This is a genomic window from Flavobacterium niveum, from assembly GCF_055231775.1.
This window is the reverse complement of record NZ_JBUYSX010000004.1, coordinates 370,509-397,167: the sequence shown is the minus strand read 5'-3', so window position 1 is coordinate 397,167 and position 26,659 is coordinate 370,509. Positions and strand designations below refer to the sequence as shown.

General features: G+C 44.3%; 28 protein-coding genes. 20 read left to right on the top strand and 8 right to left on the bottom strand.

Annotated elements, in window-relative coordinates; all coding sequences use genetic code 11:
• Positions 1-25: 25 nt before the first annotated feature.
• Both ACZIX4_RS12525 and ACZIX4_RS12520 read left to right on the top strand, forming a co-directional pair.
• Positions 26-826 (top strand): hypothetical protein, encoded by an 801-nt coding sequence (locus tag ACZIX4_RS12525; RefSeq protein WP_463335979.1) that lies wholly within the window; start codon positions 26-28, stop codon positions 824-826.
• The gene (locus tag ACZIX4_RS12520; RefSeq protein ID WP_463335978.1) at positions 827-1,441 is read left to right on the top strand and encodes a deoxynucleoside kinase; all 615 of its coding nucleotides are present in this window, start codon (positions 827-829) and stop codon (positions 1,439-1,441) included.
• 88 nt (positions 1,442-1,529) lie between these two features.
• Here the strand turns inward: ACZIX4_RS12520 and ACZIX4_RS12515 are convergent, their stop codons facing one another.
• The 6 genes from ACZIX4_RS12515 to ACZIX4_RS12490 all read right to left on the bottom strand — a co-directional run bounded on the left by ACZIX4_RS12515 (position 1,530) and on the right by ACZIX4_RS12490 (position 7,527).
• Positions 1,530-1,676 carry a hypothetical protein gene (locus ACZIX4_RS12515; RefSeq protein WP_463335977.1) on the bottom strand — a complete coding sequence of 49 codons (147 nt, stop codon included), beginning with the start codon at positions 1,674-1,676 and terminating at the stop codon, positions 1,530-1,532.
• Between the two features lie 326 nt (positions 1,677-2,002).
• Positions 2,003-2,527 carry an inorganic diphosphatase gene (locus ACZIX4_RS12510; protein ID WP_463335976.1) on the bottom strand — a complete coding sequence of 175 codons (525 nt, stop codon included), beginning with the start codon at positions 2,525-2,527 and terminating at the stop codon, positions 2,003-2,005.
• 185 nt (positions 2,528-2,712) lie between these two features.
• Positions 2,713-3,279, bottom strand: coding sequence for a hypothetical protein (locus tag ACZIX4_RS12505; RefSeq protein ID WP_463335975.1), 567 nt, complete (start codon positions 3,277-3,279; stop codon positions 2,713-2,715).
• An 81-nt stretch (positions 3,280-3,360) separates the two neighbouring features.
• Positions 3,361-3,825: a hypothetical protein gene (locus ACZIX4_RS12500; RefSeq protein ID WP_463335974.1), complete on the bottom strand. Its 465-nt coding sequence runs from the start codon at positions 3,823-3,825 to the stop codon at positions 3,361-3,363.
• 60 nt (positions 3,826-3,885) lie between these two features.
• Entirely contained in the window at positions 3,886-6,381 is a 2,496-nt protein-coding gene (locus ACZIX4_RS12495; protein WP_463335973.1) for a DUF5686 and carboxypeptidase-like regulatory domain-containing protein, read from the bottom strand.
• Positions 6,382-6,549: 168 nt separating this feature from the next.
• On the bottom strand, positions 6,550-7,527 hold the full coding sequence (locus ACZIX4_RS12490) for a pyruvate dehydrogenase complex E1 component subunit beta (protein WP_463335972.1): 978 nt from the start codon (positions 7,525-7,527) through the stop codon (positions 6,550-6,552).
• A 167-nt stretch (positions 7,528-7,694) separates the two neighbouring features.
• On the opposite strand from ACZIX4_RS12490, the gene ACZIX4_RS12485 reads away from it, so the two are divergent.
• From ACZIX4_RS12485 to porT, 13 genes are all read left to right on the top strand, one after another.
• A complete protein-coding gene (locus ACZIX4_RS12485) occupies positions 7,695-8,354 on the top strand; it encodes a GLPGLI family protein (protein WP_463335971.1) in 660 nt (219 codons plus the stop codon).
• 182 nt (positions 8,355-8,536) lie between these two features.
• Positions 8,537-9,283, top strand: a complete 747-nt coding sequence (locus ACZIX4_RS12480; protein ID WP_463335970.1) for an electron transfer flavoprotein subunit beta/FixA family protein — start codon at positions 8,537-8,539, stop codon at positions 9,281-9,283.
• 117 nt (positions 9,284-9,400) lie between these two features.
• Positions 9,401-10,369: an electron transfer flavoprotein subunit alpha/FixB family protein gene (locus ACZIX4_RS12475; protein ID WP_463335969.1), complete on the top strand. Its 969-nt coding sequence runs from the start codon at positions 9,401-9,403 to the stop codon at positions 10,367-10,369.
• Between the two features lie 92 nt (positions 10,370-10,461).
• On the top strand, positions 10,462-11,076 hold the full coding sequence (locus tag ACZIX4_RS12470; protein ID WP_463335968.1) for a bifunctional nuclease family protein: 615 nt from the start codon (positions 10,462-10,464) through the stop codon (positions 11,074-11,076).
• Between the two features lie 634 nt (positions 11,077-11,710).
• Positions 11,711-12,556 carry a thymidylate synthase gene (locus ACZIX4_RS12465; protein WP_463335967.1) on the top strand — a complete coding sequence of 282 codons (846 nt, stop codon included), beginning with the start codon at positions 11,711-11,713 and terminating at the stop codon, positions 12,554-12,556.
• A gap of 26 nt (positions 12,557-12,582) precedes the next feature.
• Positions 12,583-13,383, top strand: a complete 801-nt coding sequence (locus tag ACZIX4_RS12460; protein WP_463335966.1) for a hypothetical protein — start codon at positions 12,583-12,585, stop codon at positions 13,381-13,383.
• Positions 13,384-13,415: 32 nt separating this feature from the next.
• Positions 13,416-13,760: a 2TM domain-containing protein gene (locus tag ACZIX4_RS12455; RefSeq protein WP_463335965.1), complete on the top strand. Its 345-nt coding sequence runs from the start codon at positions 13,416-13,418 to the stop codon at positions 13,758-13,760.
• Positions 13,761-14,246 carry a dihydrofolate reductase gene (locus ACZIX4_RS12450; protein ID WP_463335964.1) on the top strand — a complete coding sequence of 162 codons (486 nt, stop codon included), beginning with the start codon at positions 13,761-13,763 and terminating at the stop codon, positions 14,244-14,246.
• A gap of 22 nt (positions 14,247-14,268) precedes the next feature.
• Positions 14,269-14,496: a UPF0175 family protein gene (locus ACZIX4_RS12445; RefSeq protein ID WP_463335963.1), complete on the top strand. Its 228-nt coding sequence runs from the start codon at positions 14,269-14,271 to the stop codon at positions 14,494-14,496.
• 105 nt (positions 14,497-14,601) lie between these two features.
• Positions 14,602-14,727 carry a hypothetical protein gene (locus ACZIX4_RS12440; protein ID WP_463335962.1) on the top strand — a complete coding sequence of 42 codons (126 nt, stop codon included), beginning with the start codon at positions 14,602-14,604 and terminating at the stop codon, positions 14,725-14,727.
• A gap of 87 nt (positions 14,728-14,814) precedes the next feature.
• Positions 14,815-15,180, top strand: a complete 366-nt coding sequence (locus tag ACZIX4_RS12435) for a hypothetical protein (RefSeq protein ID WP_463335961.1) — start codon at positions 14,815-14,817, stop codon at positions 15,178-15,180.
• Between the two features lie 208 nt (positions 15,181-15,388).
• Complete coding sequence (gene ubiE, locus ACZIX4_RS12430) at positions 15,389-16,120, top strand: bifunctional demethylmenaquinone methyltransferase/2-methoxy-6-polyprenyl-1,4-benzoquinol methylase UbiE (RefSeq protein ID WP_463335960.1); 732 nt, start codon at positions 15,389-15,391, stop codon at positions 16,118-16,120.
• A 1-nt stretch (position 16,121) separates the two neighbouring features.
• Positions 16,122-16,838, top strand: a complete 717-nt coding sequence (gene porT / locus ACZIX4_RS12425; protein WP_463335959.1) for a type IX secretion/gliding motility protein PorT/SprT — start codon at positions 16,122-16,124, stop codon at positions 16,836-16,838.
• Positions 16,839-16,879: 41 nt separating this feature from the next.
• Here the strand turns inward: porT and ACZIX4_RS12420 are convergent, their stop codons facing one another.
• Complete coding sequence (locus ACZIX4_RS12420; RefSeq protein ID WP_463335958.1) at positions 16,880-17,608, bottom strand: TrmH family RNA methyltransferase; 729 nt, start codon at positions 17,606-17,608, stop codon at positions 16,880-16,882.
• Between the two features lie 39 nt (positions 17,609-17,647).
• Between ACZIX4_RS12420 and tamL the strand changes: the two genes are divergently transcribed.
• The 3 genes from tamL (at position 17,648) to accD (ending at position 22,272) form a co-directional block, all read left to right on the top strand.
• Entirely contained in the window at positions 17,648-20,206 is a 2,559-nt protein-coding gene (gene tamL, locus ACZIX4_RS12415; RefSeq protein ID WP_463335957.1) for a translocation and assembly module lipoprotein TamL, read from the top strand.
• Positions 20,207-20,256: 50 nt separating this feature from the next.
• On the top strand, positions 20,257-21,324 hold the full coding sequence (gene fbaA, locus ACZIX4_RS12410; RefSeq protein ID WP_463335956.1) for a class II fructose-bisphosphate aldolase: 1,068 nt from the start codon (positions 20,257-20,259) through the stop codon (positions 21,322-21,324).
• Positions 21,325-21,417: 93 nt separating this feature from the next.
• A complete protein-coding gene (gene accD, locus ACZIX4_RS12405; RefSeq protein ID WP_463335955.1) occupies positions 21,418-22,272 on the top strand; it encodes an acetyl-CoA carboxylase, carboxyltransferase subunit beta in 855 nt (284 codons plus the stop codon).
• A gap of 209 nt (positions 22,273-22,481) precedes the next feature.
• Here the strand turns inward: accD and ACZIX4_RS12400 are convergent, their stop codons facing one another.
• Entirely contained in the window at positions 22,482-23,729 is a 1,248-nt protein-coding gene (locus ACZIX4_RS12400) for an ABC transporter permease (protein WP_463335954.1), read from the bottom strand.
• A 308-nt stretch (positions 23,730-24,037) separates the two neighbouring features.
• Between ACZIX4_RS12400 and purH the strand changes: the two genes are divergently transcribed.
• Together purH and ACZIX4_RS12390 are read left to right on the top strand one after the other, a co-directional pair.
• Entirely contained in the window at positions 24,038-25,564 is a 1,527-nt protein-coding gene (gene purH, locus ACZIX4_RS12395; protein ID WP_463335953.1) for a bifunctional phosphoribosylaminoimidazolecarboxamide formyltransferase/IMP cyclohydrolase, read from the top strand.
• Positions 25,565-25,626: 62 nt separating this feature from the next.
• Entirely contained in the window at positions 25,627-26,655 is a 1,029-nt protein-coding gene (locus ACZIX4_RS12390; RefSeq protein WP_411405378.1) for a rod shape-determining protein, read from the top strand.
• Positions 26,656-26,659 lie beyond the last annotated feature (4 nt).

The following is a 26,659-nucleotide window of genomic DNA, read 5'->3' as shown; positions in this document are numbered from 1 at the left end:
TTTTACCGCAAACGCTTTTTTGCCAATGAAAAAACTGTTGACGCTTTTACTGCTGTTGCTTTACGGCACCGTAGCCACTGCCCAGGAAGCCCTGCTGCCTGTGCGTATTATGGCTACGCCTAAGGCCGCACCCGAACGTTTTGTGGGTACTGATGCCTTTGGCTGGCAGTACATAATAGCCGATAACGAGTTCCGTAAGGCGAAAGACGGCCGTGTGCTGAAATACCGTAACGTGGCACTGGGCGACATTACCCGCGCCGACCTGCAAAACCCATTACAAATAGTACTGTTTTACAAAAAGTTCAACACTGTAGTATTACTGGATAACCAGCTGAACGAAACGGTGGTGATCAACTTTAATGAAATCCCTAACCCTGTTATAGCCGAAGCCGTGGGGCTGGCATCGCAAAACCGCCTTTGGGTATATGATGTAAGCACGCAGCAAACCGGCCTTTTCGATTTTAAGAAAAATACCTTCCGTACGCTTACGCCGCCTTTTAACGATGGTGTACTGTGGTACCAAAGTGATTATAACTACTTCTACTGGATAGATAATAAAGCCCAGCTGTTTTCGCTGAACCTTTTTGGCAACGTGCGTCCGTTGGGCAGCGTGCCGCAGTTTGACACCGCGCAGCTGATAGCACCCGACACTTTACTACTGGCTTCTGCCAATGCTTTGATTCAGTACAATGTACAAACGGGCAAGGGTACGCCGGTATCGATAGTTGAAAAAACGTTCGGGGCTTTTTATTTTAAAGACGGAATTTTAAGTATTTTTACCGACAGCGAAATTATACAGTATAAAATAAGTTTACCCAGACAATAGATGCATATAGCTGTAGCGGGCAACATAGGTGCCGGAAAAACAACCCTTACAGGCCTTTTGGCAAAACACTTTAAATGGGAACCCCATTATGAAGATGTAGTAGACAACCCTTATCTTGATGATTTTTACCACCAGATGGAACGCTGGTCGTTTAACCTACAGATTTATTTCCTTAACTCGCGCTTCAGCCAGATACTGCAGTTCCGCGAAAGCGGCAAAAAGATAATACAGGACCGCACCATATACGAGGACTCGCACATTTTTGCCCCTAACCTGCATGCTATGGGGCTTATGAGCAACCGCGACTTTAGCAACTACAAATCGCTTTTCGAACTTATGGAAGGCTTTGTGGGCGCACCAGACCTGCTTATATACCTGCGCAGCAGCATACCTAACCTGGTAAAGCAGATACACAAGCGTGGCCGCGATTATGAAAACTCTATAAGCATAGAATACCTTAGCCGCCTTAATGAGCGTTACGAAGCCTGGATACAGGGCTACGATAAGGGTAAGCTGCTTATTATAGATGTAGACAACATAGATTTTGTAAGCAACCCCGAAGACCTGGGTACTGTAATAAACCGCATTAACGCCGAACTTCACGGATTGTTTTAGGTTTGTTGTTGGTAGTTCCCTTTGGGAACCTATATATAAATATAAAAGCCCCAAATTGGGGCTTTTATATTTATATATAGAACCTTTCTTATTTAAGAAAGGTTAGCTTAAATTCAGCGTTTTTAATCTTTTCAGGTTTTCCCGATTTAAATTGGATATCCTTCAGGCTGTCAAGATTTTTGTCAACCGTTATTTCAGCATTCGCTTTGGCTATATTTGATTTTTCCTTCTGCATAATTTATAGTTGAATCATTTTATTTGTCAAAATCATTGTAACGTACACACCCCCAACCCCTCTCAAGAGGGGAGCAGCTTCACTCAGGCCCTTAAACCATTCTGCTGAAAGATACTCCACACGATAGTCCAAGAATGAAATTCAGATGTGCTTATTCAAACTCCTTAAAAATAATCTTTTTTTGATATGAGTGAAGCTATTCCCCTCTTGAGAGGGGCTAGGGGTATGTCTTTCAAATTATACATTTTTTTATAGATCTAAAATCAAAGTATAACAAAAAAAGCAACGCTATTAGCGTTGCTTTTTACATTAGGGATGAACCTAAATTATTTTATGCTGAAAAGGCCTTCCGGTTTGTTTTCAAGGTTGTTGAAACGCTCGGTGCATTCAGTTATAAGTGCTTCGGCAGCGGCACGGTCGCCCCAGCCACGTACTTCTACTTTTTTGTTTTCAAGGTCTTTGTATACCTGGAAGAAATGCTCTACCTCTTTAGTAAAGTGCTCATTAAGGTCGCTAAGGTCGTTCATTTTGCAAGCAATAGGGTCAGACACCGGCACACAGATGATTTTTTCGTCATCGCCTTTATCGTCAGACATATAGAATACACCTATAGGTTTTACCTCTACCACACAGCCCGGGAAAGAAGGCTCTGTAAACCACACAAGCACATCAAGCGGGTCGCCATCAAGCGCAAGGGTTTCAGGGATAAAGCCATAATCGGCAGGGTACATCATTGAAGAATACAGCATCCTGTCAAAACGGATACGCTTTATATCAAAATCATATTCATATTTGTTCCTGCTACCCCTTGGTATCTCTATAAGTACATCAAATGTTTTTGTTGCTGACATTGTAATTTGTTTTGCGTTACGGCGGCAAAATTACTATAAAAAAAATAGTAACAAACTCTGCACACTAAAAAAATCGCAACAAAACAGCCAAATTTACAATTCGCTAACCTGTATGCAAGGCTTTGGTAAACAGCCAATAAAAAAGCTCCCTTTCGGGAGCCTTCTCATCTTTATAATTCAGTAAATTAATCTTCTGTATAAATTTTGGTACAAAACTCGCCGCAGCCGTTTGCATTACAGTAAAATGCTTTTTTGCCCTGTATCCTTACATACTCCAGGTTGCATCCTGTGGTGCACCCCCTGCAGGTAGTACCGGCCAAAGTACCTTCAAACCCAAGGCCGTCACTGCCTTCAAAGTACAGCCCGCTCTCAGACAGCCTAAGCATTACACCTATACTGGTGCCCGCGTTATCGCTGCCTATAAGTGCATAGGTAAAATCATTGGCATCGCTTGGGTTAAATTTCTTGGTAATAAACACTGTTTGCAGTGTAGTAGCCTGGTTGCTGTTTGCCATCAGCTCTTCAAGGTCAGCCTTAATCTGGCCAGGGTCAACAACAAAGGTTGTAGAGCCGTCTGAATTAATATTAGCCAGCCTGCCGCCCCAAAAGGTTCCGCGTGCTGTAAGGCTTGCGTCATTAGAAGTTGCCGTGGTGTTTGTAGTGTCCTGCACTAATGTTTCGTCTGAACTGCATGAGCCTGCGAGGGCTACAAGCAACACAAGGAATACGGTTGTTAGTAGGTTTTTTTTCATTGCTGTTTTTTTAGTGGATTGCTTCTACGAATATAATACAATAACCTACTGTAACCAGCTAACGAAATGTTAATTATTGTGTTAAGGGAAATCGGGGAAGAAATCGGTCTTTACACAATCATCACAACTACTGCAACTTATACTAAGCTTGCCATTGTTATTTACCGGTTCGGGCTTACATCCTTCTATGCAACCGGCACAAATAACCATGGCAATTTCGGGTTCAAAGTAATAGTGCCCGTGCTTTTCGGTAAGCAATGCGCCCACGGTAGTTTTTCCGTCTTTACAATAGGCCGTAATAATGGTGGTGGTGGCATTGATATTTTTTACGGGTACTTCCTCCACCTCAAAACCTTCTACCTGCGTTCGCGTACTTTTCAGCTGCTTGTTCCACTCTAGCTTTAAAACCGAGTCGTTAAGCACCTTAAAAGCACTACCTTCTTTTATGGCAACCTGCATGGTGGGGTATATGGACTGCTGCTTCTCTTCCTTTTTACAGGAAACAAGGGAAAGTATTGCGACAAGCAAAAGCAGCAACTTTTTCATACGATTGGTTTTATTTGGGATTATTACGAAAATACAACTTTTTGTGAAATAAAAGCACTCTTAGAAATAAAACCCGAACGAACCTTTAATGGCAAATTTATTGGCATCGGGCAGGCTAAGGTAATTACCCCTCCACGCAAAATCTATACGGAACACTTTAAAGATGTTACCTATACCGGCATGGTATTCCCAGTAAATATCTTCAGGTGAGCGGTATATTACATTACTGGCATTAAGCGCCAGGTTTTCGCTGCTTATGTTACCGTACACGCCTTTAATACCCACAATCTCGCGCAGGTTAAGGTCGCGCACGCCCGGTATGCGGCTAAACAGGCGGCCATTAAAATTATGCTCCAGGTGGAGTGACACGTATTCATCGGCTACAAACTCATAGTAGTTAAGCAGGTTATAGGTATTTTCTATACTGAACCAGCTTTGGTTACCCGGTATTACACCCATAAGCCCCAGTGGTACTGCGCCAAATATTTTACCGGTTTCAAAGGTGGTAAACAACCTGCCGAAGCCCCCTACCAATATAGGTTGCCTGTAATAGAACTGCAGTTTTTGGTAACCGAAATCATTATCTGTAGCGCCGTTTATACCCTGGCTGTAGTTAAGGAACAGGCGCGCATAGTTAAAGTCTACATCATTACGCTCCACGCCGTAGCCTATGGTACGGCGGCCGGGGGTGTAGTCTATCATGGCACCGTATTCGTACTGGTCTACATAGCCGTTTGTACCCAATGAATGGTCGTTAGGGTTTATCCAGTAGTCCAGGCTAAAGGCATCCCTGTCGGCACTTTTAAGGGTGCGGTGGTTTACACTGCCGCGCAGTACAAGGTTTTTCCAGGGTTCTATTTCGGCACTGAAGGTTGTAAAATGTACCGATGTAAGCTTGTTGTTACTACCGCTTGAAAACAGTGACGACGAGGCAAAACTGCGCCCCAGCACATCATTTGTAGCGGTAAGGCTTACCCCTATCTGTTCTATATCGCGGCGGGTACCGGCCTGTAGTATGATGCGGTTGCGCTTGTCTACCATCCACTTGCCGCTGATGCCGTATTTAAACTGGCCATCTTTAAAGCCGTAGGCTCCGTAGCCCTCTATACGCCACGGATCGTTTTGCCCGAAATAGGTGCGCCCGCCCGAACGTACGCGCCAGCCTTCTACATCGTTAAACCCGAAAGTGGAGAATATAGGGCCATAGTCAAACTTACCCATTTGGTAGTAGCCGCTGCCCAGTGTGGCCACCAGGTCGTACATGTGTTTAAACTTAGGGATGGTTTTCAGGGTATCCAGCATTTTGTACACGCCCCTCTCATCCTTGTTTAGCGACTCAAAGCGGTTTTCATCCCAAAACGCATCGTCTTTGTTGTGTATGCTTTCGTCGTACTGGTTTACTTCCTTGGTATAGAACTCCGCCGGTTTTTCCTGGTCGAAGACATAGTTACGGAACAGTGTGGTACGCTTGCCATATACCCCTTTAGATTCGTCTTTTTTTCGCAGGGCAAAGTCGCTCATCATGTGGTCGCGCGTAAGCAGGAACACCGAATCGTTAAGCACATCAAACTCCTGCTCTATATAAATATCCTTTACCCAGTTGATGTTGGCACCCTTACTGGCGCTCATGGCTATTTTCTTTATCGCAAAGGTGGTATCGTTTACCCAGAAGTTACCCTTAAAGGTAAGCTCGCCTTTACGGCGTGGGTAAAATACTATGTTGTAGCAGTACTTATTGTCTATAACAGCGGTATCGGCCAGTACGTAGTTGTATACGTTAATACCCGTGCGCGACAGCGGGCTTACAAAGTCTTTATCAAAAAACTTAAGGTAGTTGTTATAGATGTCGTAGTCGGCATACAGGTCTTTAATAAAGGCGGTAATCTGCTGGTTACCGCTAAAACCAGAGTTGCGGTTAGCGCTGGTGATTTCCTTTTTACGGCCCATTTTATTATCGCCGTATACCTTGCCCAGCGCTTCGTTTATAAATATGGGCAGGTAGCTTTTACCGGTAACGTTACTGGTATCTACATGTTCAAAGATAAACTCCATACCCTTAAACACTTTGCTTTTGGTCATGGCGCTGTCTATATTATTCAGGTCAAACTCTACCTTTTCATACTTTTCATATTCGTATTGCTTAAACATGTGCAGGCCGTTTTTGCGGCGGCGTTCCCATATTTTACGCAGTATGTCTATAGCAGGGTTGTTCTTTTTAGATGTTTTACCGGCATAGAGCTTTACCTCCTTCAGCTCGGTGGCTTCAGAAAGCTTAATTTTAAAGTTAAGGCTTACGGGGCTTTCTATTGTTACTTCTTTAGAAGCGAAGCCTACAAACGATACAAGCAGCTGAGTATAGCTATTGGCCGACTCCAGGTAAAACTTACCATTTTCATCGGTAATTACACCTTCGCTGGTACCTTTAAAATAAACATTAACGTATGGCAGTGGCTGATTGGTATTGTCATATACTACTCCCCCTACCTTCGTTTGGGCAGTTGCAACACCTATAAATGCCGCAAAAACCATTAAGGCAAACAGTAATTTTCTTTTCATACAGGGATAAAACAAAAAACCTCATCATTTATTATGATGAGGTTTCAAATATATGGTAATATTTTGAAGATTTTGAAGGGTGGTGTTTGAAATATGGTATTGCAACAAAATCACAATCCCCAATTCCTAAATCACAATTTTTAAATCTTTAAATCTTCAATATTTAAATTACTTGTACATAACTTTCTTAACCGCCTTTATAAGGTCGCCTGCATTAGGTAACCATTCTTTAAGCAGTACCGGAGAGTATGGTGCAGGGGTATCGGCAGTGGTAATACGCTGTATAGGCGCATCAAGGTAATCAAATGCACGCTCCTGAACGATATAGGTAATCTCTGAAGATACAGAGCCAAACGGCCATGCTTCTTCAAGGATAACAAGCCTGTTTGTTTTTTTAACTGAAGCCAGGATTGTTTCATGGTCCATAGGGCGTACCGTACGCAGGTCGATGATTTCTATGCTGATGCCTTCTTTGGCAAGCTCTTCGGCAGCAATATATGCTTCCTTGATGATTTTACCGAAAGACACTACAGTAACATCTGTACCTTCACGCTTAATATCGGCTACACCAAGAGGGATAGTGTATTCTCCTTCAGGCACTTCACCTTTATCGCCGTACATCTGCTCAGACTCCATGAAGATAACCGGGTCGTTATCGCGGATGGCCGACTTAAGAAGGCCTTTTGCGTCGTATACGTTAGACGGTACTACTACCTTAAGGCCCGGGGTGTTAGCATACCAGTTTTCAAAAGCCTGGCTGTGTGTAGCGGCAAGCTGGCCGGCAGAAGCCGTAGGCCCGCGGAACACGATAGGGCAGTTAAACTGGCCTGCGCTCATCTGGCGAATTTTGGCAGCGTTGTTTATAATCTGGTCAATACCTACAAGGGCAAAGTTGAAGGTCATGAATTCTACGATAGGCCTGTTGCCGTTCATGGCGCTGCCTACTGCGATACCTGCAAAACCAAGCTCGGCTATCGGTGTATCTATAACCCTTTTCGGGCCAAACTCGTCAAGCATGCCTTTAGAGGCTTTATAAGCACCGTTATATTCAGCAACTTCTTCACCCATTAGGTAAATGGCTTCGTCGCGGCGCATTTCTTCGCTCATTGCTTCGCAAATCGCCTCCCTGAACTGTATTGTTTTCATGTGAAAATTTTTCGCGTGGTTAAAAATGTGTCGCAAAAATAAAGATTTTAAATTATTTCATACTATTTTTCTATGGCAATATGTGTCAAATATTGTACTTCAATATAATTATCGCCCCTGCCCTGCGTTATCATACCAAACCAGTTATTTAAACAAACCTAAAAACCATGAAAAGACTTTTTGCAGCCGCACTGCTTTTTGCAGCGGCACTCCCTGCGCAATTACGCGCCCAAACCATTACCGCCACCTATACTGGCAGGCACCTTAAAGACAAGGTTAACGTAGTGTTTACCGGCGCCATGGACGAAAAAGACAGTTACAAAGAAAAATCAACCCACCCGCCCACTATTTACAGCTATGTATACTGCAATGGTAAATCGCTCACTATTATGACAGACGACGGCGGTTTCAGCAAATCAAGCGACCCGGCAAAAAACTACACTGTAATATCGCCATCAGAGCTAACCTATTATAAAGACGCTGCAAAAAACCTCATCCGCTCAGAAGATGTTACCCAGGACAAACCGGGAAGCCGCGCAGGCCAGTTTATAAACTACAACTGGAAGATAACCAAAGAGAAAGCCACCATAGCAGGCTACAAATGTTACAAAGCTACAGGCACCTATCAGGACTTTGCCATCACCGCATGGTTTGCCAAAGACATTAAAACCAGCGACGGGCCAAAACAGTTCTCAGGGTTACCGGGGCTGATACTAAAAGTGAGCGTAGAGGATTTTTACGAAATTGAAGCCAGTAATATAAAGGTGTCTGATACTGAAACCGCTATAAACGAACCTGAAGCCAAAGCAAGCATTCAGCCTTTTTAGAATTTTATTAGAAACAAATCACCAAAAGCCCTGTTAAGGGCTTTATTTTTATCAGTATTTTATTTTTAATATAAAATTTTGATTAAAATGATATTTAATATGCATGCATAGTTTTTTATTCAGATATTTTTATTAACTTCGTTCTTAACAAAAAATTTCAAACGTTATAATTCCAATACATAATGAAAATATTAGTTTGCATCAGCCACGTGCCTGATACTACTGCAAAAATCAACTTTACCAATGGCGACAGCGAGTTTGACACCAATGGCGTCCAGTTTGTAATAAACCCTAACGACGAGTTTGGCCTTACCCGCGCTATATGGTTTAAGGAACAGGCCGGGGCCAATGTTACCGTGGTGAACGTAGGCGGCACCGATGCCGAAGCTACCCTGCGCAAGGCACTTGCCATAGGTGCTGACGAAGCCATCCGTGTAAACGCCGCCCCTACCGACGGCTTTTTTGTTGCCAAACAACTTGCCGAAGTGGTAAAGAATGGTGGTTACGATCTGGTTATAGCCGGTAAAGAATCTCTTGATTACAATGGCGGTATGGTACCGGGCATGCTTGCAGGCCTGCTGGGTTACGATTTTGTAAACGGCTGCATCAACCTTGAAGTAAACGGCACTGACGTAAAAGCAGTACGCGAAATAGACGGCGGCAAGGAAACCCTTAGTGCCAAGCTTCCGTTGGTAATTGCAGGGCAAAAAGGCCTTGTGGAAGAAAAAGACCTTAAGATACCTAACATGCGCGGTATTATGGCGGCTCGCACCAAAGCCCTTACCATACTGCAGCCGGTAAGCGCCGACAGCAAAACCAAAGCTGTGAAGTTTGAAAAACCGGCACCTAAATCTGCCGTGAAGCTGATAAGCCCTGACAACCTTGACGAGCTTGTAAACCTGCTGCATACTGAAGCTAAGGTAATTTAATTTTGAGGTTATGTGGTTATAGGGTTATGCGGTTATTCGTAAACCCACGAAACATAACACTCATACCGAATTAACGCATAACCGTATTACCGAATAACCGAATAAACAACAAAGAAAATGTCAATACTTATATATGCCGAATCGGCCGAAGGAAAATTTAAAAAAACTGCGTTTGAGCTTGCTTCTTACGCCAAAAAAATAGCCGGTGAAACCGGTACCACCGTTACTGCCGTTACCATTAATGCCGACGACAGCCAGGCACTTGCCAAATACGGCGTGGACAAGGTGCTTAAGGTAACATCTGACAAACTGAAAGCATTTAACGCAAAAGCATACGCCGATGCCGTGAAGCAGGCTGCTAAAAAGGAGGATGCTAAATTCGTGCTTTTCTCAAGCAATACCGACAGCCTTTACGTTGCCCCGCTTGTAGCCGTAGGCCTTGAGGCCGGTTATGCCAGCAACGTGGTAGCGCTTCCGGTAAGCCTGTCGCCGCTACAGGTTAAGAGGAACGCTTTCTCTAACAAGGCATTCAACATTACTGAAATAAGCACCGATGTAAAAGTTCTGGCTGTAGCCAAAAACTCATTCGGCCTGATAGAATCAGCAGCCTCACTAACGGAAGAAGCTTTTGAACCAACGCTAAACGATGGCGACTTCACCGTTAAAGTAGAGTCTTCTGAAAAAGTAAGCGGCAAGGTTACCATAGCCGATGCCGAGATTGTAGTATCGGGCGGACGCGGCCTTAAAGGCCCTGAAAACTGGGGTATTATAGAAGACCTTGCTTCGGCACTTGGCGCTGCTACTGCCTGCTCTAAGCCGGTAAGTGACCTTGGCTGGAGGCCCCACAGTGAGCACGTGGGCCAAACCGGTAAGCCGGTAGCTGCCAACCTGTACGTAGCCGTAGGTATATCGGGCGCTATACAGCACATTGCAGGCATTAACAGCAGTAAGGTAAAAGTGGTTATAAACAGCGATGCCGACGCTCCTTTCTTTAAGGTGGCAGACTACGGCGTGGTGGGCGATGCCTTTGATATCGTACCAAAGCTGACCGAAAAAATAAAAGCGTTCAAGGCACAAAACTCATAATTTTGTCATAACTTGCCGCCTGAATGGGCTATCGGGTACAGATAGTGATTATCTTTGCCCGATAGCCTGTTTTTTTGTTTTAAAAAACCAAGATGAGCTTAGTAAAACTGACTATTAAGGGCATTTCGTACAGCCAGACCCAGAACGGTGCTTACGCCCTGATATTGAATGAAGTAGATGGTGAACGCAAACTACCTATTGTAATTGGTGCCTTTGAGGCCCAGTCCATTGCTATTGCCCTTGAAAAAGAAATAAAGCCGCCAAGGCCGCTTACGCACGACCTTTTTAAAAACTTCGCCGACCGTTTTGACATTGTGGTAAAACAGGTCATCATCCACAAGCTGGTAGACGGCGTGTTCTTCAGCAGCATCATTTGCGAACGCGATGGCATAGAAGAAATCATTGATGCCCGCACCAGCGATGCCATAGCCCTGGCACTGCGTTTTGCTGCACCTATATTCACCTATAAAAACATACTGGACAAAGCCGGTATTTACCTGAAGATAAACCCGGAACAGGGCGAAGAAAGTCACGACGACGTACTGTCTGAACCGGAAACATTCGGCACCGAAACCTCTGTCCCTACCGAAGGCTTTGCCCAATTCACCGTACAGGAACTATACGAACAACTGGATGGCGCCGTGCAAAACGAAGACTACGAAAAGGCAGCTAAAATCCGTGATGAAATATCGAAGAGGGAATCGTAATTAGTCAATTTGAAAATGTAGCAATGTAACAATTCGCTTCACTCACAATCACTCCTTTCTTCATGTTCGTCATTGCGAACGCAGCGCAGCGGAGTGTGGCAATCTCATAAAGAAATTTTACAACCTACAATAATACACAACAACCTTCGGGTTGTTTTTTTTTACTTTCAAATCAACAGACGCATGCAATGCGTCTCTACGGCGGGAAAATACAACATATCCCGGCCCGGAGTACTGAACGTAATTGTTCAGTAACAACAAACCAAAAACAGCAACTGTAATTCGGCCGATTACTGAACCACAAACAATGAACAACAAACTAAAAAACCTGTAAGTTGTACTGAAGGCATTCGTTCAGTAAAAGATATTCCACAGGCGTGTGGAACGTCCTCAAACCCCGAAAAATTAAACCGCTGAAAATCAAAATTATAACTTTTTAATATTCCACAGATTTTTTGCTTTTTTTGAACAAAAAGTGGAATATTCACCCTTTTTCGGGCACCAAAAAAAAGTATCAACAACCGTTGTGGAAAACACATGGGCACCCACCGGAAACCCTCTTGGTTAATTTCTTATTTTTGTAAAATCGGCTAAATCGAATTACCGTATAACCGCATTAACGAATAACCTACAAATGAAGCAGTACTTAGACCTTGTGAAGCATGTTATGGAGAATGGGAACCAGAAAGGCGACCGTACAGGCACCGGAACCATCAGTGTTTTCGGCTACCAGATGCGTTTTGACCTTAGCGAGGGCTTTCCGCTTGTAACCACTAAAAAGCTGCACCTGAAGTCGATTATATACGAACTGCTTTGGTTCCTTAAAGGCGACACCAACATTAACTACCTCAACGAGAACGGCGTACGCATCTGGGACGAATGGGCTGATGAGGATGGAAACCTTGGTCCGGTGTATGGCGCACAATGGCGCAACTGGGACGGGCAGGACATCGACCAGATTACCGAACTGATAGACACCCTGAAAACCAACCCGAACAGCCGCCGCATGCTGGTTACCGCCTGGAACCCAGGAGTATTGCCGGAAGGCGGTAAATCGTTTGGAGAAAATGTAGCCAATGGTAAAGTGGCGCTGCCGCCCTGCCATGCGTTTTTCCAGTTCTACGTAAGCCCCCCAACCCCCGAAGGGGGAGCAGGAAAGTTGAGCTGCCAACTGTACCAAAGGAGCGCCGATATTTTCCTTGGCGTGCCGTTTAACATTGCTTCGTATGCGCTGCTAACCATGATGATAGCACAGGTTTGCGGCCTTGAGGCGGGTGATTTTGTACACACCTTTGGCGATGCGCACATCTACAACAACCACATAGAACAGCTTGAACTTCAGCTTACACGTGAGCCGCGCCCGCTGCCTAAAATGGTATTGAACCCTGAGGTAAAAAACATCTTCGATTTTACGTTTGACGACTTTACACTTACAGGCTACGACCCGCATCCGCATATAAAAGGCGCTGTAGCTGTGTAATATAATAAACAACTTACCAATCAATTATGAAAAATTTATTTTGCATCCTGCTACTATGCTCAGGACTAAGCCTGTGTGCACAGAATAAAAACAGAAACAAGGATATTAAAGCAGCATTTACTGAATGCAAGGCAGATAGCTTACCTACAAAATGTACTCGGGAAAAAATTAAAGAAGCAATTGATCTTCTATTAACCGATGAAATAACCGAAGATCTCAGAAAGAGAGAAATTCATTATGTATCAGCATCATTTATAATTATAATTGATGAGAATGGAAAAGTTATACCTGAGGAAACAGATGTTTTATGTGAATACGAACCTCTTAAAAACGCAATACAAACCTACCTTGCAAATCTACCGGATTTTACACCAGCAATTACAACCAAAACCGACAAACGAAGTGCTTACTATTATAACGAAACATTTGTATACCATTCAAAACTTGGTAAGTACAAAACAGTAAATAGCACCATTCTAAGCCAGCTTAAAATAAAACCGAAATACCTTGAACCTGATACCTTACCGACATTAAAAGACTGCCCAAAGGAAGAAAATGATTGTATAAAAACTCTTTTACAAGAAAAAATAAAAAAAGTTAAGTTTAGCACATCTGACGGAAGCAAACTTATAGTAAAACTTATATTAAACTTTAGTGTATATGAATCAGGAGAATTTTTACTAACAAAAATAGAAGGAGACAATCACGATTATGACAACAAGATTTGGAAGAAATTGAAAAACCTTCCTGAAGCAACACCTGCAACAGTTAGAGGTATACCTGTATCAACAATGTATACATTGCCCATAACGATCACCATTAATTAATTTTTCCTATCTTTAGTCTAAGATTTAAGAAAATGGAAAACACACCGCACGAATTATACGAATATGCCCGTAAACGCGTAAAACAGAAGAAGCTGGTTTACCTGCACTTTGTACTGTTTTTTGTGGGCAGTATATTCCTGTATATCATTAACCGCTGGCTGGAGGTGTACCCTGAGTACGACTGGTACCTGTGGGGCATTACCGCCTGGGGATTTATATTTATACTGCACTTTATAAAAATATTTGTTACCGAAACGTTTATCAATAAAACCTGGGAACGCGAACAGATAGAAAAGCTGGTAGCCCGCCAGCAGCGCCGTATAGACGAGCTTCAAAAAAAACTGGATAAAGAAAACCCTGCCTCTACCCCACTGTAAATGACCATTACCCTTATAGCCGCAGCTGCCGAAAACAATGCCCTTGGCAAAGACAACCGCATGATTTGGCACCTGCCCGATGATTTTAAACGTTTTAAAAAACTTACCACAGGCCACTGCATCATCATGGGGCGCAAGACCCTGGAAAGCATGAACGGCCCACTGCCAAACCGTACTAATATTGTAATCACGCGCCAAACCGGCTACACTTACGAGGGTTGCGCCATAGTCCACAGCCTGGATGAAGCCCTTGCTGCCTGCCCTCAGGACGACGAGGTTTTTGTAATAGGCGGTGGCGAAATCTACACCCAAAGCATAAGCCGTGCCGATAAGATTGAGCTTACCCGTGTGCATACTGAAATGGAAGCCGATGCCTTTTTCCCGGATATAGACGGGAGTGAATGGGAGCTTACTGAAAGTGTATTCCACGAAAAAGACGAAAAGCACAAGCTGGAGTTTGTGTTTGAAACGTGGGTGAGGAAGTGATATTATTTGTATATTTGGTTATATGAAAACACTGACACTCAACATACCCGACAATCTTGATATAGACAACAATGAGTTTGTTATATCTGCTGCATCAAAAATGTATGAGCAGGGTAAACTTTCATTAGGACAGGCTGCGCAACTTGCAGGGCTTACTAAACGTGCTTTTGCTGAGCTACTCGGAAAATACAATGTTTCTATATTCAATGCCCCAGCAACGGATTTATCAAGTGACATAGCTAATGCTTAAAATCATTCCGAACTAACTGTTTCAATATTCCTATTAAGATATTGAAACAGTTAGTGTTTTTATCAAAAATAAAAATTCTATATCTTTAGTAAAATTCCCTCAGCAATGAAAACGAATGAATCAAAAGAAGAACTGGACCATTTTATAAATGAAGGTGAAGACGACATCAGACATGGTCGTGTTTATAGCCTGAAAGAGGCCCGTGACATAATGGACAAATGGATCAGCTAAATACCCCTATAAACATTTTCAATTAAAAACCCTTTCCCGCTTTAGGCATAATCCCTAAATTGCTTTACAGAAATTTAGCCATACAACATGCCACACTATAAAGCCATATTCCGCATACCCGGCGATAAAGAACTGCAGGCCGATAACGGCTACGTACCCGATGCTTTTTTTGATGCAGCCCAAAAAGCCACCATTAACGATATTGTACTGATGTACGAAGGCGGTTTTGCGCTGACCTCCGAAATGCACGAAAAGCTTAACCATCCGGGCAGGTTTACCAGTTATGCATCGGTAGGTAAAGACACGCCTGAGGGTACGCAGGAGTCCGCCGAATTTAAAGAAAGCCTGCTACAGCTTTTAAAGGAAGCCAACCACGCCCGCCCGCTGGAAACGCATTTCCACTACCAGCTGTTTATTATGGAATATATAGAGCCTTTTATTGATGATGATTAGGAGTTTGAGCGAAACCACGAATTACACAAATTCAAAAGTTGTTCATTATACAATCTTAATAACCCAGATAATGAGACGGAACTTAAATTCGTATAATTCGCGAAATTCGTGGCAAGAAATATCTTCTTTCCGCTGTAAAAAACATTACACCTTATATTACCACCCCGTTAACAAAACTATTTTTATCTTTGCGGCGTAATTTTATCTAATGGCCCAGCAAGTAACCCCCTATAAAGATTCCGGATTAGGAAAAAAAGAGCAGGTAGCACAAATGTTTGATAACATAAGCGGTAATTACGACGGGCTTAACCGTGTAATATCGTTTGGTATAGATATTAAGTGGCGCAAAAAAGTACTGAAACTGGTTTCGGCCAAAAACCCGCAAACCATACTGGACATAGCTACCGGCACGGGCGACCTCGCCATACTGATGGCCGAAACTAAAGCCCCTAAAATTATAGGCGCCGACATAAGCGAAGGCATGATGGAAGTAGGCCGAAAAAAAGTAACCGAAAAAGGCCTGAGCGACCGCATTACGCTACAATACGGCGACAGCGAAAACCTGCCGTTTCCTGATGGTACATTTGATGCCATTACCGTAGCCTTCGGGATACGCAACTTCGAAACACTGGAAAAAGGCCTTGCCGAAATATTGCGTGTTTTAAAGCCGGGCGGTATATTTGTAATACTGGAAACATCGGTACCAACCAAATTTCCGTTTAAACAGGGGTATAAATTCCACACAAAAGTGCTGTTACCCCTTATAGGCCGCCTGTTCAGTAAAGAAGGCAGTGCTTATTCGTATCTGGGCGAATCGGCATCAGTGTTCCCCTTTGGTGAGCAGCTGAACAATATTTTGCGTAAAATTGGGTTTATAGAGGTGAAGCACATGCCGCAAACCATGGGCGTGGCCACTATTTATACGGCTTCAAAACAATAAAATGAAGAAATTTTTAGTATACATACTGCTGTTTGCAGGTTATTTTGCACATGCTCAACTGGGCACGCGCATCTTTGGCAGGGACCCTATCATTAACCTGGAAAACTTTGACAAGGCACGTGTACACTGGGGTTATTACCTGGGCTTTAACAGCTATGACTTTAAATTTGACTACAAAACCCCTCCTCCTGTAGACATTGAGGTAACGGGGACAACAGGCTTTAACGTGGGCCTGATAGGGAACCTGCGCCTTTTTGAACACCTGGACCTGCGTTTTGAACCCGGGCTAGCTTACACACAGCGCAACCTGCGTTTTACCGACTATAGGCTTGTAGAAGACTGGGATAAGCTGCGTGAGGTAAAAAGCACCTACATACATTTTCCGCTGTTATTAAAGTTTTCGGCTACGCGCACAGGCAATATAAAGCCGTACCTTATAGGTGGTTTATCACGCACGCTGAATTTTGATGCCAACGAAAAGGCCAAGGACGACAACCTGACTTCTACTAATTTCAGGATGAAGACCTGGACAAACAACTGGGAAATAGGCGCCGGTATAGATATTTACTTTGAATACTTTAAGTTTTCACCGTCAATTCGCGGGGTATTCAGTTTTGATGACGAGCTGATACGCGATAACGACCCGAACAGTCCGTACACAGGCAATGTGGCCAGCATGAAAACACGTGGCGTGTTTGTAAATTTTGCTTTCCATTAGGGAGCCCCACCCCAACCCTCCCCAACGGGAAGGGAGTAGCTTCACTCAGCCCTTCTAAACTCACTCAGTATAATAGCAGTGGCGGTAGCTACATTAAGGCTTTCGGTTTGCTGTAACTTACCAAAGCGCGGTATGGCTATACGTTGGCCACACAACGCTTCTATATTTGCAGAAATGCCGTTTGCTTCGTTGCCCAGCACTATAACACCTTCATTGGGTAAAGTTTGCGTATAAATGTTTTCACCATCCATAAACGTACCGTAAACAGGCAGCGAGGTTCCGGACAGGTATTGGCCCAAATCAGTATACACCACATTTACACGGGCTATACTGCCCATTGTAGCCTGCACCACCTTAGGGTTATACACATCTACACACTGCTCAGAGCACACCAGCGTTTCTATCCCGAACCAGTCGCACAGGCGGATGATGGTACCCAGGTTGCCTGGGTCGCGCACATCATCCAGCGCCACAATAAGGCCGGCAGCAACAGGAGTGGTTTCTTCAGGCATTTCAAAAAGCGCCAGGCAGTGCTGGGTGGTGGTAAGTGCGCTTATTTTTTTCAGTTCGGCTTCGGTAACTTCTGTATATTTCGATTGTGGAATAGTATTGAAATAACCCGGTTCAGCATACAAATGTTGTAAACGGAAGCCCGATTGCAGCAATTCCTGCACTACCTTTATGCCTTCAGCAAAAAACAATTTATGCTCTTTTCGGTATTTTTTTTGATGTAATCCCGTTATTAACTTTATTTGGCTTTTGCTAAGCATAAAAAATGTATTTTTGATTTTAGTTTCGGCAGTACCGTTTTGAGAAATATAGCGACAAAAATAACACTATTTACATTACTGGCAGCGATTGTTGTTTCGTGCGACCTTACCAAGAGGGTTCCGCAGGGAAAACACCTGCTTGATGAAAACAATGTAACCGTAAACGGCGAGAAGAAAAACGACGAGGAACACTACGCACAACTGTACCAGCAGGAGAACAGTAACATACTGGGCTACCATCTGCGCCTTAACATGTTTAACCTGGCCAAGCCAAACCCCGACTCGTCTTACCACGCATGGCTGCAGCGCAAACCCGGCACCCATAAGTTCCTTACCGGGCTGCTGAGCGAAAAGCAGGTAAACCGCCTGGGCAAGTCGTTTGTAGTTTCGGGAGTGAGCAACTTCCTGAAAAAAACGGGCGAGCCACCGGTACTGGTAGATAAAAACTACATAAAAAAATCAAGAAACAGGCTGTATGCCTACTACTACAAGCAGGGGTATTTCCGCGCCAAGGTTAACTACACTATAGATACGGTTTCTACAGACCGCGCCATAGTAAACTACAATGTAATTACCGGCACGCCCTATATAGTAGATACCATTGCGGCGTATATAGAAACCCCTGCACTGGACACACTTTACCAAAAATCTAAAAACGAAACACTTTTAAAAAAGGGCAAACAGTATAAAGAGACCGACTTTGTTGCCGAGCGCGAACGCATAACCAATTATTACAAAAACCACGGTGCCTGGAAGTTTGAGCAAAACTACATCCGCTATGTGGTAGACACGCTGAATACCGGGCATAAGGCCAATGTAGATGTAATTATAGACAACGAACAGGTACGCCAGGGCGATTCTACCTACACACGCCCTTTTAAAATATACAAAGTAAGCAAGGTAAAAATATACGTAAACAACCCTTACGAACCCGAAGCCGCTATAGACACTACTAACTATAAGGGCTTTACCATATATACAAACGGAAAGCTGCGTTACAGGCCACGCGCCCTTACCGACCCTATTTTCATAACCCCGGGCAATACGTATTCGGCTTTGCACCGCAGCTATACCTCACGCTACCTTAGCAGGCTGGGCATTTTTTCGTTCCCCGGCATAGAATATACAGAAGACCCTGACGATGCAACCGGGCAGTCGCTCATTGCCACCATAAAGCTAAACCCTAAGGACAACTTCCGTTTTAATGTGGCGGCAGATTTTAACCACAGCAACATACAGGATTTTGGCATACAGGGAAGTATGGGGGTTACCATACGGAATATTTTCCGTGGGGCAGAAACGCTTAACATTGGTACGCGGGGCAACATAGGTTCATCCCGAGATATGGCCATAAAAGACCGTGCATTTTTTAACATCCTGGAGTATGGTGCCGATGCCAAACTAACCATACCCCGTGTGTGGTTCCCGGTAAATACCAATAAAATAATTTTAAAGGAAATGATACCCAGCACCCTGCTGAGTGTGGGTGTGGGCAGGCAGAAGAACATAGGGCTCGACAAGGAAAACCTTACCGGTATACTCAGCTATAACTGGACACCAAAGCGCAACCATACCGCCAAGCTGGACCTGCTGAACCTGCAATACGTACGCAATGTAAACGCAGGCAACTACTTTAATGTTTACGAATCTTCTTACGACAGGATTAATGATATAGCCAACTCCTACTCCGGTTTGTCTGACACCTATTTTAACGCAGACCATAACCTTACCATAGGCGAAGGTGGTATTAACCAATTTATAGCCGATGTACAAAGTGGCAGCACCGGTGTAAGCATCAGCCAAAGCGATTTTGATGAAATACGCCGCCTGGAAGAACGCCGCCAGAGGCTTACCGAAAACAACCTGATATGGAGCAGTAACTTCACCTACACAAAAAACACACAGGAAAACCTTACCGATAATAACTTCTTTATTTTCAAGACCAAATTTGAAAGCGCCGGTGGGTTGCTGAGCCTGCTTGGCCCGCTTATGGACGAAAATAAGGACGTAGATGTAGGTTCGCGTACTTTTTTTGATGTGCAATATGCACAATACCTTAAAGGCGAGGTAGATTTTATAAAGCACTGGGACCTGAGCCACAAACGCGTACTGGCTATGCGGGCATTCTTTGGGTTGGCAGTGCCGTATGGCAACTCTAACTCTATACCGTTTACCCGCAGCTACTTTGCCGGAGGCAGTAACGATAACCGCGCATGGCAAAGCTACGGCCTGGGTCCGGGCAGCAGCGGCAGCCGAAACGACTTTAACGAAGCCAACATGAAAATGGCCTTCAGTACAGAGCTGCGTTACAACATCTTCGGGCAGCTGTACGGCGCCGTGTTTGGCGATGTGGGCAACATCTGGAACGTATTTGACGCGGAGACCGACCCGCAATATACCTTTAACGGCATTGATTCACTGCGCGACCTGGCACTGGGTACCGGTACCGGTTTCCGTTACGACTTCAACTTTTTTGTACTGAGGTTCGACCTGGGCTTTAAAACCTACGACCCGGGCAGGGCCGAAGGCAGCCGCTGGTTTAAAGGGTACAATTTCGGCAAGTCGGTTTTAAATGTTGGTATTAATTATCCGTTCTAACCTGAAAAATACTATTTTTGTCAAAGTAAATTTTAAAAACCCAATAACTGATGGCTCACAACATTAAGCCCGGAGTTGCTACCGGAGACCAGGTTCAGGAGATCTTTAAACTGGCCAAAGAAAAAGGCTTTGCCCTACCTGCAGTAAACGTAACAGGTTCTGATACTATAAACGGTGTGCTGGAAACCGCAGCCAAACTAAAGGCCCCTGTAATCATTCAGTTCTCTAACGGCGGTGCCGCATTTAATGCTGGTAAAGGCCTAAGCAATAACGGACAACAAGCTTCAATCCTTGGAGCTATAGCCGGTGCCAAACACGTACATACACTAGCCGAGGCTTACGGTGCTACCGTAATCCTTCATACAGACCACTGCGCCAAAAACCTTTTACCATGGGTAGACGGCCTTCTTGATGCCAGCGAAAAACACTTTGCCGAAACAGGCAAGCCGCTTTTCAGCTCGCACATGCTAGACCTTAGCGAGGAGCCTCTTGAAGAAAACATCGAAATTTCTGCCAAGTACCTTGAAAGGATGGCAAAAATGGGCATGACCCTTGAAATAGAGCTTGGTATTACAGGTGGCGAAGAAGACGGTGTGGACAACAGCCACGTAGATACTTCTAAACTATACACCCAGCCGGAAGAAGTAAGCCACGTATACGAAGAGCTTAGCAAAATATCGCCTAAGTTTACTGTAGCTGCTGCCTTTGGTAACGTACACGGCGTATACAAGCCGGGCAACGTAAAGCTTACCCCTACCATCCTTCGCGATTCTCAGACTTACGTACAGGAGAAATTCGGTACTGAGCCAAACCCGGTAGACTTCGTATTCCACGGTGGTTCGGGTTCATCGCTTGAAGAAATCAGGGAAGCTATTTCTTATGGTGTAATTAAGATGAACATTGATACCGACCTTCAGTTTGCCTTTACAGAAGGTATCCGTGATTATATGGTAGGTAAAATAGACTATCTTAAAACACAGATAGGCAGCCCTGACGGCCCTGAATCGCCAAACAAAAAACACTACGACCCACGTAAGTGGCTTCGTGAAGGTGAAGTTACCTTTAACACAAGGCTGGAGCAGGCTTTTGCCGACCTTAACAACGTAAATACACTTTAGTTACCTGTTGTTGGTTGTTAGTTGTTAGTTATTGGTTTTTGCCAACAACCGACAACCAGCAACCAACAACCATTTTCATTTAATATTAAGACTATGGCTTGGTTTAAAAGAACGGAAAAAGGGATACAAACCCCTACTGAAAACAAAAGGGATGTTCCTAAAGGGCTTTGGTACAAATCGCCCACCGGAAAGATTGTAGATGCCGATGAGCTGGCCAGGAATTTTTATGTTAGCCCCGAAGACGGCTACCATGTAAGGATAGGAAGCAAGGAGTATTTCGAGATACTGTTTGACGACAACGAATTTACAGAGCTGGACAAGGACATTACCAGTAAAGACAGCCTGAAGTTTGTAGATACTAAAAAATACGGCGACAGGCTTAAGGAAGCTATGGATAAAACCAGGCTTAAAGATGCCGTACGTACTGCTGTAGGTAAAAGCAAGGGCAAAGACCTTGTTATAGCCTGTATGGACTTCGCTTTCATAGGCGGCTCTATGGGTGCCGTAGTCGGCGAAAAAATAGCCCGCGGTATAGACTATGCCATTAAGAACAAACTACCTTTCCTGATGATTTCTAAATCGGGTGGTGCGCGTATGATGGAAGCAGCGGCATCGCTGATGCAGCTTGCCAAAACCAGCGCTAAGCTTGCACAGCTTGCCGAAGCAGGCCTGCCGTACATTTCGCTTTGTACCGACCCTACTACAGGTGGTACTACTGCATCGTACGCCATGCTGGGTGACGTAAACATTGCCGAGCCGGGCGCACTGATAGGCTTTGCCGGGCCAAGGGTTGTAAAAGACACTACGGGTAAAGACCTGCCAGAAGGTTTCCAGACTTCGGAATTCCTTTTAGAGCACGGTTTCCTGGATTTCATTACGCCCCGTAAAGAACTGAAAGACAAAGTAAACCTGTACCTGGATTTGATACAAAACCAGCCGATAAGATAACGTTTGTAATACAGCATAAAAAATCCCTGCGCTTTTTATAGTGGCAGGGATTTTTTTATGGTTTTACATCTCCGGCTCCTGCAAGGTTTTTAGAACCTTGTAGGTGTAAATTTATCAGTAATTGTTATGTGAATTATAAAACCTACAAGGTTTTAAAAACCTTGCAGGTTGTGTGACGTGACTGAAAACTGCGACTGAAAACTGAAAAGCTACATTCCCGTGCGTATGGCCTCTACAGGGTCGAGCTTGGCTGCCGAAATAGCCGGGATGATTCCCGACACCAGGCCTATGAATACAGAAAGCCCTGTACCCAGCATGATATTGCCAAAGCTCAGTACAAATTCAAAATCCAGTGTTTTGGTGAGCACGACAGTTATCCCCCATACCATCAGGATACCCACAATACCACCAAGCAATGACAGGATTATGGCTTCAAACAAAAACTGCATCAGGATAAAGCGGCTTTTGGCACCCAGCGATTTTTGTATACCAATGATGCTTGTACGCTCCTTAACCGAAACGAACATAATATTGGCAATACCAAAACCGCCTACCAACAGTGAAAATCCGGCTATAATCCATCCGGCTATATTAAGTATGCTGATGATACCGTCTATCATATCGGTAAATGCAGACATAATATCTATCATAAAATTATCGTCCTGCCCGGCCTTAAGCCCGCGTATGGCACGCATTTTTTGTACTACTTCGGCCTTGCACTCCTCGCCGTCTATACCTTTCTTTGGCTTGATGATAATAATCGGCGTCATAAAATCATTATGGTCGCCATACATATTGCGCAGTGCATTCACCGGGATTATCGCCGCTGTATCATTACTTTCACCCAGGCCGGCTCCCTCCTTTTTCAGCACCCCAATTACGGTAAAGCGCTTACCATACAGCTTCACTTTTTTTTCGATTGGGTCGATATCCCCAAAAAGGGTTTGCGCAGTTTCATAGCCCAGCACCACCACATGAGTCCCCGAGTTGGATTCCGCTTCATTGTAAAAACGCCCGCTGAGCAACTCTAAAGACTGTATGTCTATAAACTCATACGACACCGGCACTATATTTACCCCGGTGGCAGAGTTATCCTCATAACGGATCGTTTCACCGGCAGTAAATATCTGGAAAGCCATGGTCTGCGCCGTGCTTACAGTATTCTTCAGGTACTGGTATTCCTCGTATGAAACATCGGGGAAATAATCCATCTTCCAGCGCGGGATGTTGGTCGGCGCAAAGCTGAACCGTTTCAGGTACATGGTGTTTTTATCTACGCTGCTAAGGCTGTCCTTAATTTTACGGTCGAGTGAATCTACCGCAGCCAGAACCGCAATAATAGAAAAGATACCTATGGTAACCCCAAGCAGCGACAAAAAAGTACGCAGCTTGTTATTAGTGAGCGAATTCATGGCAAACGAAAAGCTTTCCCTGAGTAAACGGAGGTATAGCAGCATGATAATATGGTATTGTTAACTGTAAAATTCAGTATTTTTTCTGAAAGGGCAACAACTGCGGTGGCCACTTATGGAGTATTAGTTGACAAAAACGCTAAAAAGTTACAGTTAAACCCAAACAATCGTACCACCGGAAAATTAGTTATTTATCAGTATTTGCCCGTTAAACGATACCGCAATGTGCACGTGAAAAATAAAAGTAAATATTTATTTAAGATTAACTAAAATAAGTATTGTTGCTTATTGAATGTTACAAGTACAAATACTACCTTTGCGCCGCGATAAACACACAACTAAACACGCGATAAATGAGCACTGTAAAAACCATTTCTTCTGCCCTTATTTCAGTATTTTACAAAGACGGCCTGGAGCCTATTGTAAGGGAACTGCACAAGCAAAACGTAACACTATATTCTACCGGTGGTACCGAAGCTTTTATTAAAGAGCTGGGCATACCTGTAGTAGCTGTAGAGGATGTAACATCGTACCCGTCTATACTTGGCGGACGTGTAAAAACCCTGCACCCTAAAGTGTTTGGCGGCATCCTTAACCGCCAGGACAACGAAAGCGACATGCAGCAGATGCAGGAATTTGACATACCGCAGATAGACCTGGTTATTGTAGACCTTTACCCGTTTGAAAAAACAGTGGCATCAGGTGCAGCAGAGGCTGATATTATTGAGAAGATAGACATCGGTGGTATATCACTTATCCGTGCGGCAGCCAAAAACTTTAAGGACACTGTAATCGTGGCTTCGGTTGACGATTATGCCGATTTCCTTAACGTATACACTACCAACAACGGTGGCACTACACTGGAAGAGCGCAGGAAATTTGCCACTAAGGCATTCCACGTATCAAGCAACTACGATACTGCGATATTCAACTATTTCAACACAGACGAAACCTACTATAAAGCCAGTGTTTCTGGTGGCGAAATACTTCGCTATGGCGAAAACCCGCACCAAAAGGGTTACTTTTTCGGAGGGCTTGACGAAATGTTTACCAAGCTTCACGGCAAGGAACTTTCGTACAACAACCTGCTTGATGTAGACGCAGCGGTAAACCTTATCGGCGAGTTTAAAAACGACAACCCTACGTTTGCCATCCTTAAGCACAATAACGCCTGCGGCCTTGCCACACGCGAAACCGTGAAGGACGCTTACCTTGATGCCCTTGCTGCCGACCCTACTTCGGCGTTTGGCGGGGTGCTAATAAGCAACACGAAAATAGACAAGGCAGCAGCCGAAGAAATAAACAAACTATTCTGCGAAGTGGTTATCGCACCGGCCTATGATGACGATGCAGTAGCGATACTACAAGAAAAAAAGAACAGGATTATCCTTATCCAAAACGACGTTACCCTACCTGAAAAACAGGTTCGTACGTGCCTTAACGGACTTTTAGTACAAGATAAGGACAATGTTACAGACAATAAAGAGCACCTTAAGACCGTTACTGTAACATCACCTACTACGCAGGAAACAGACGACCTGCTGTTTGCTTCAAAAATTTGTAAGCATACAAAATCAAACACTATAGTTTTTGCTAAAAACGGGCAGCTGATAGCCAGCGGCACCGGGCAAACAAGCCGCGTGGATGCACTGAAGCAGGCCGTGGAAAAAGCACATTCGTTTGGCTTCAGCCTTGAAGGCGCCGTTATGGCCAGCGATGCGTTCTTCCCGTTCCCTGACTGTGTGGAACTGGCAAAAAATGCCGGGATTACATCAGTTATACAGCCGGGCGGCTCTATAAAAGACGAACTTAGTATCAACTATTGTAATGAAAACGGCGTAAGCATGGTATTTACAGGCATTCGTCATTTCAAACATTAATTTTACTACTTTTGTAAGCTTAAATAAAACACATATTTCCTAAACCCTGAATAACTGACTGTATGGGATTTTTTGATTTCATGACCGAGGACATTGCGATAGACCTAGGTACCGCAAATACCCTCATCATACATAACGATAAAGTTGTGGTAGACAGCCCTAGTATAGTGGCGCGCGACCGAGTTTCCGGCAAAATTATAGCCGTGGGCAAGGAGGCAAACATGATGCAGGGTAAAACCCATGAAAACATTAAAACCATACGTCCGCTTAAGGATGGGGTTATTGCCGACTTCGACGCTTCTGAGAAGATGATGAGCATGTTCATTAAGAGCATACCTGCACTTAAAAAGAAGCTGTTCACCCCTGCCCTTCGCCTTGTTATCTGTATACCGAGCGGTATTACCGAGGTGGAAATGCGCGCGGTAAAAGAATCGGCAGAGCGTGTAAACGGTAAGGAAGTATACCTTATCCACGAGCCTATGGCAGCAGCCATAGGTATCGGCATCGACATCATGCAGCCTAAGGGTAACATGATTGTGGATATAGGCGGTGGTACTACCGAGATTGCCGTAATAGCCCTTGGTGGTATTGTGTGCGATAAGTCGGTTAAGATTGCGGGCGATGTATTTACCAATGACATTGTGTACTACATGCGTACCCAGCACAACCTTTTTGTGGGCGAAAGTACTGCCGAGAAAATTAAGATTACCATAGGTGCTGCCATAGAAGACCTGGACAGCCCACCTGAGGATATGAGTGTACAGGGACGAGACCTGCTGACGGGCAAGCCGAAACAGGTTGAAGTTTCGTACCGCGAAATAGCAAAGGCGCTGGACAAATCGATACAGCGTATAGAAGACGCGGTTATGGAAACCCTGAGCCAGACACCTCCCGAACTTGCTGCCGATATTTACAACACCGGTATTTACCTTGCAGGTGGCGGTAGTATGCTAAGGGGCCTTGACAAAAGGATTTCGCAAAAGACCGACCTTCCGGTGTACATCGCCGAAGACCCGCTTAGGGCAGTAGTGCGCGGCACAGGAATGGCACTAAAAAATATACCAAAATACAGGAGCATCCTTATAAAATAAGACA

Coding starts and splice junctions, on each gene's coding strand:
- ACZIX4_RS12525 (WP_463335979.1), top strand. CDS start 26: ATGAAAAAACTGTTGACGCTTTTACTGCTGTTGCTTTACGGCACCGTA.
- ACZIX4_RS12520 (WP_463335978.1), top strand. CDS start 827: ATGCATATAGCTGTAGCGGGCAACATAGGTGCCGGAAAAACAACCCTT.
- ACZIX4_RS12515 (WP_463335977.1), bottom strand. CDS start 1,676: ATGCAGAAGGAAAAATCAAATATAGCCAAAGCGAATGCTGAAATAACG.
- ACZIX4_RS12510 (WP_463335976.1), bottom strand. CDS start 2,527: ATGTCAGCAACAAAAACATTTGATGTACTTATAGAGATACCAAGGGGT.
- ACZIX4_RS12505 (WP_463335975.1), bottom strand. CDS start 3,279: ATGAAAAAAAACCTACTAACAACCGTATTCCTTGTGTTGCTTGTAGCC.
- ACZIX4_RS12500 (WP_463335974.1), bottom strand. CDS start 3,825: ATGAAAAAGTTGCTGCTTTTGCTTGTCGCAATACTTTCCCTTGTTTCC.
- ACZIX4_RS12495 (WP_463335973.1), bottom strand. CDS start 6,381: ATGAAAAGAAAATTACTGTTTGCCTTAATGGTTTTTGCGGCATTTATA.
- ACZIX4_RS12490 (WP_463335972.1), bottom strand. CDS start 7,527: ATGAAAACAATACAGTTCAGGGAGGCGATTTGCGAAGCAATGAGCGAA.
- ACZIX4_RS12485 (WP_463335971.1), top strand. CDS start 7,695: ATGAAAAGACTTTTTGCAGCCGCACTGCTTTTTGCAGCGGCACTCCCT.
- ACZIX4_RS12480 (WP_463335970.1), top strand. CDS start 8,537: ATGAAAATATTAGTTTGCATCAGCCACGTGCCTGATACTACTGCAAAA.
- ACZIX4_RS12475 (WP_463335969.1), top strand. CDS start 9,401: ATGTCAATACTTATATATGCCGAATCGGCCGAAGGAAAATTTAAAAAA.
- ACZIX4_RS12470 (WP_463335968.1), top strand. CDS start 10,462: ATGAGCTTAGTAAAACTGACTATTAAGGGCATTTCGTACAGCCAGACC.
- ACZIX4_RS12465 (WP_463335967.1), top strand. CDS start 11,711: ATGAAGCAGTACTTAGACCTTGTGAAGCATGTTATGGAGAATGGGAAC.
- ACZIX4_RS12460 (WP_463335966.1), top strand. CDS start 12,583: ATGAAAAATTTATTTTGCATCCTGCTACTATGCTCAGGACTAAGCCTG.
- ACZIX4_RS12455 (WP_463335965.1), top strand. CDS start 13,416: ATGGAAAACACACCGCACGAATTATACGAATATGCCCGTAAACGCGTA.
- ACZIX4_RS12450 (WP_463335964.1), top strand. CDS start 13,761: ATGACCATTACCCTTATAGCCGCAGCTGCCGAAAACAATGCCCTTGGC.
- ACZIX4_RS12445 (WP_463335963.1), top strand. CDS start 14,269: ATGAAAACACTGACACTCAACATACCCGACAATCTTGATATAGACAAC.
- ACZIX4_RS12440 (WP_463335962.1), top strand. CDS start 14,602: ATGAAAACGAATGAATCAAAAGAAGAACTGGACCATTTTATAAATGAA.
- ACZIX4_RS12435 (WP_463335961.1), top strand. CDS start 14,815: ATGCCACACTATAAAGCCATATTCCGCATACCCGGCGATAAAGAACTG.
- ubiE (WP_463335960.1), top strand. CDS start 15,389: ATGGCCCAGCAAGTAACCCCCTATAAAGATTCCGGATTAGGAAAAAAA.
- porT (WP_463335959.1), top strand. CDS start 16,122: ATGAAGAAATTTTTAGTATACATACTGCTGTTTGCAGGTTATTTTGCA.
- ACZIX4_RS12420 (WP_463335958.1), bottom strand. CDS start 17,608: ATGCTTAGCAAAAGCCAAATAAAGTTAATAACGGGATTACATCAAAAA.
- fbaA (WP_463335956.1), top strand. CDS start 20,257: ATGGCTCACAACATTAAGCCCGGAGTTGCTACCGGAGACCAGGTTCAG.
- accD (WP_463335955.1), top strand. CDS start 21,418: ATGGCTTGGTTTAAAAGAACGGAAAAAGGGATACAAACCCCTACTGAA.
- ACZIX4_RS12400 (WP_463335954.1), bottom strand. CDS start 23,729: ATGCTGCTATACCTCCGTTTACTCAGGGAAAGCTTTTCGTTTGCCATG.
- purH (WP_463335953.1), top strand. CDS start 24,038: ATGAGCACTGTAAAAACCATTTCTTCTGCCCTTATTTCAGTATTTTAC.
- ACZIX4_RS12390 (WP_411405378.1), top strand. CDS start 25,627: ATGGGATTTTTTGATTTCATGACCGAGGACATTGCGATAGACCTAGGT.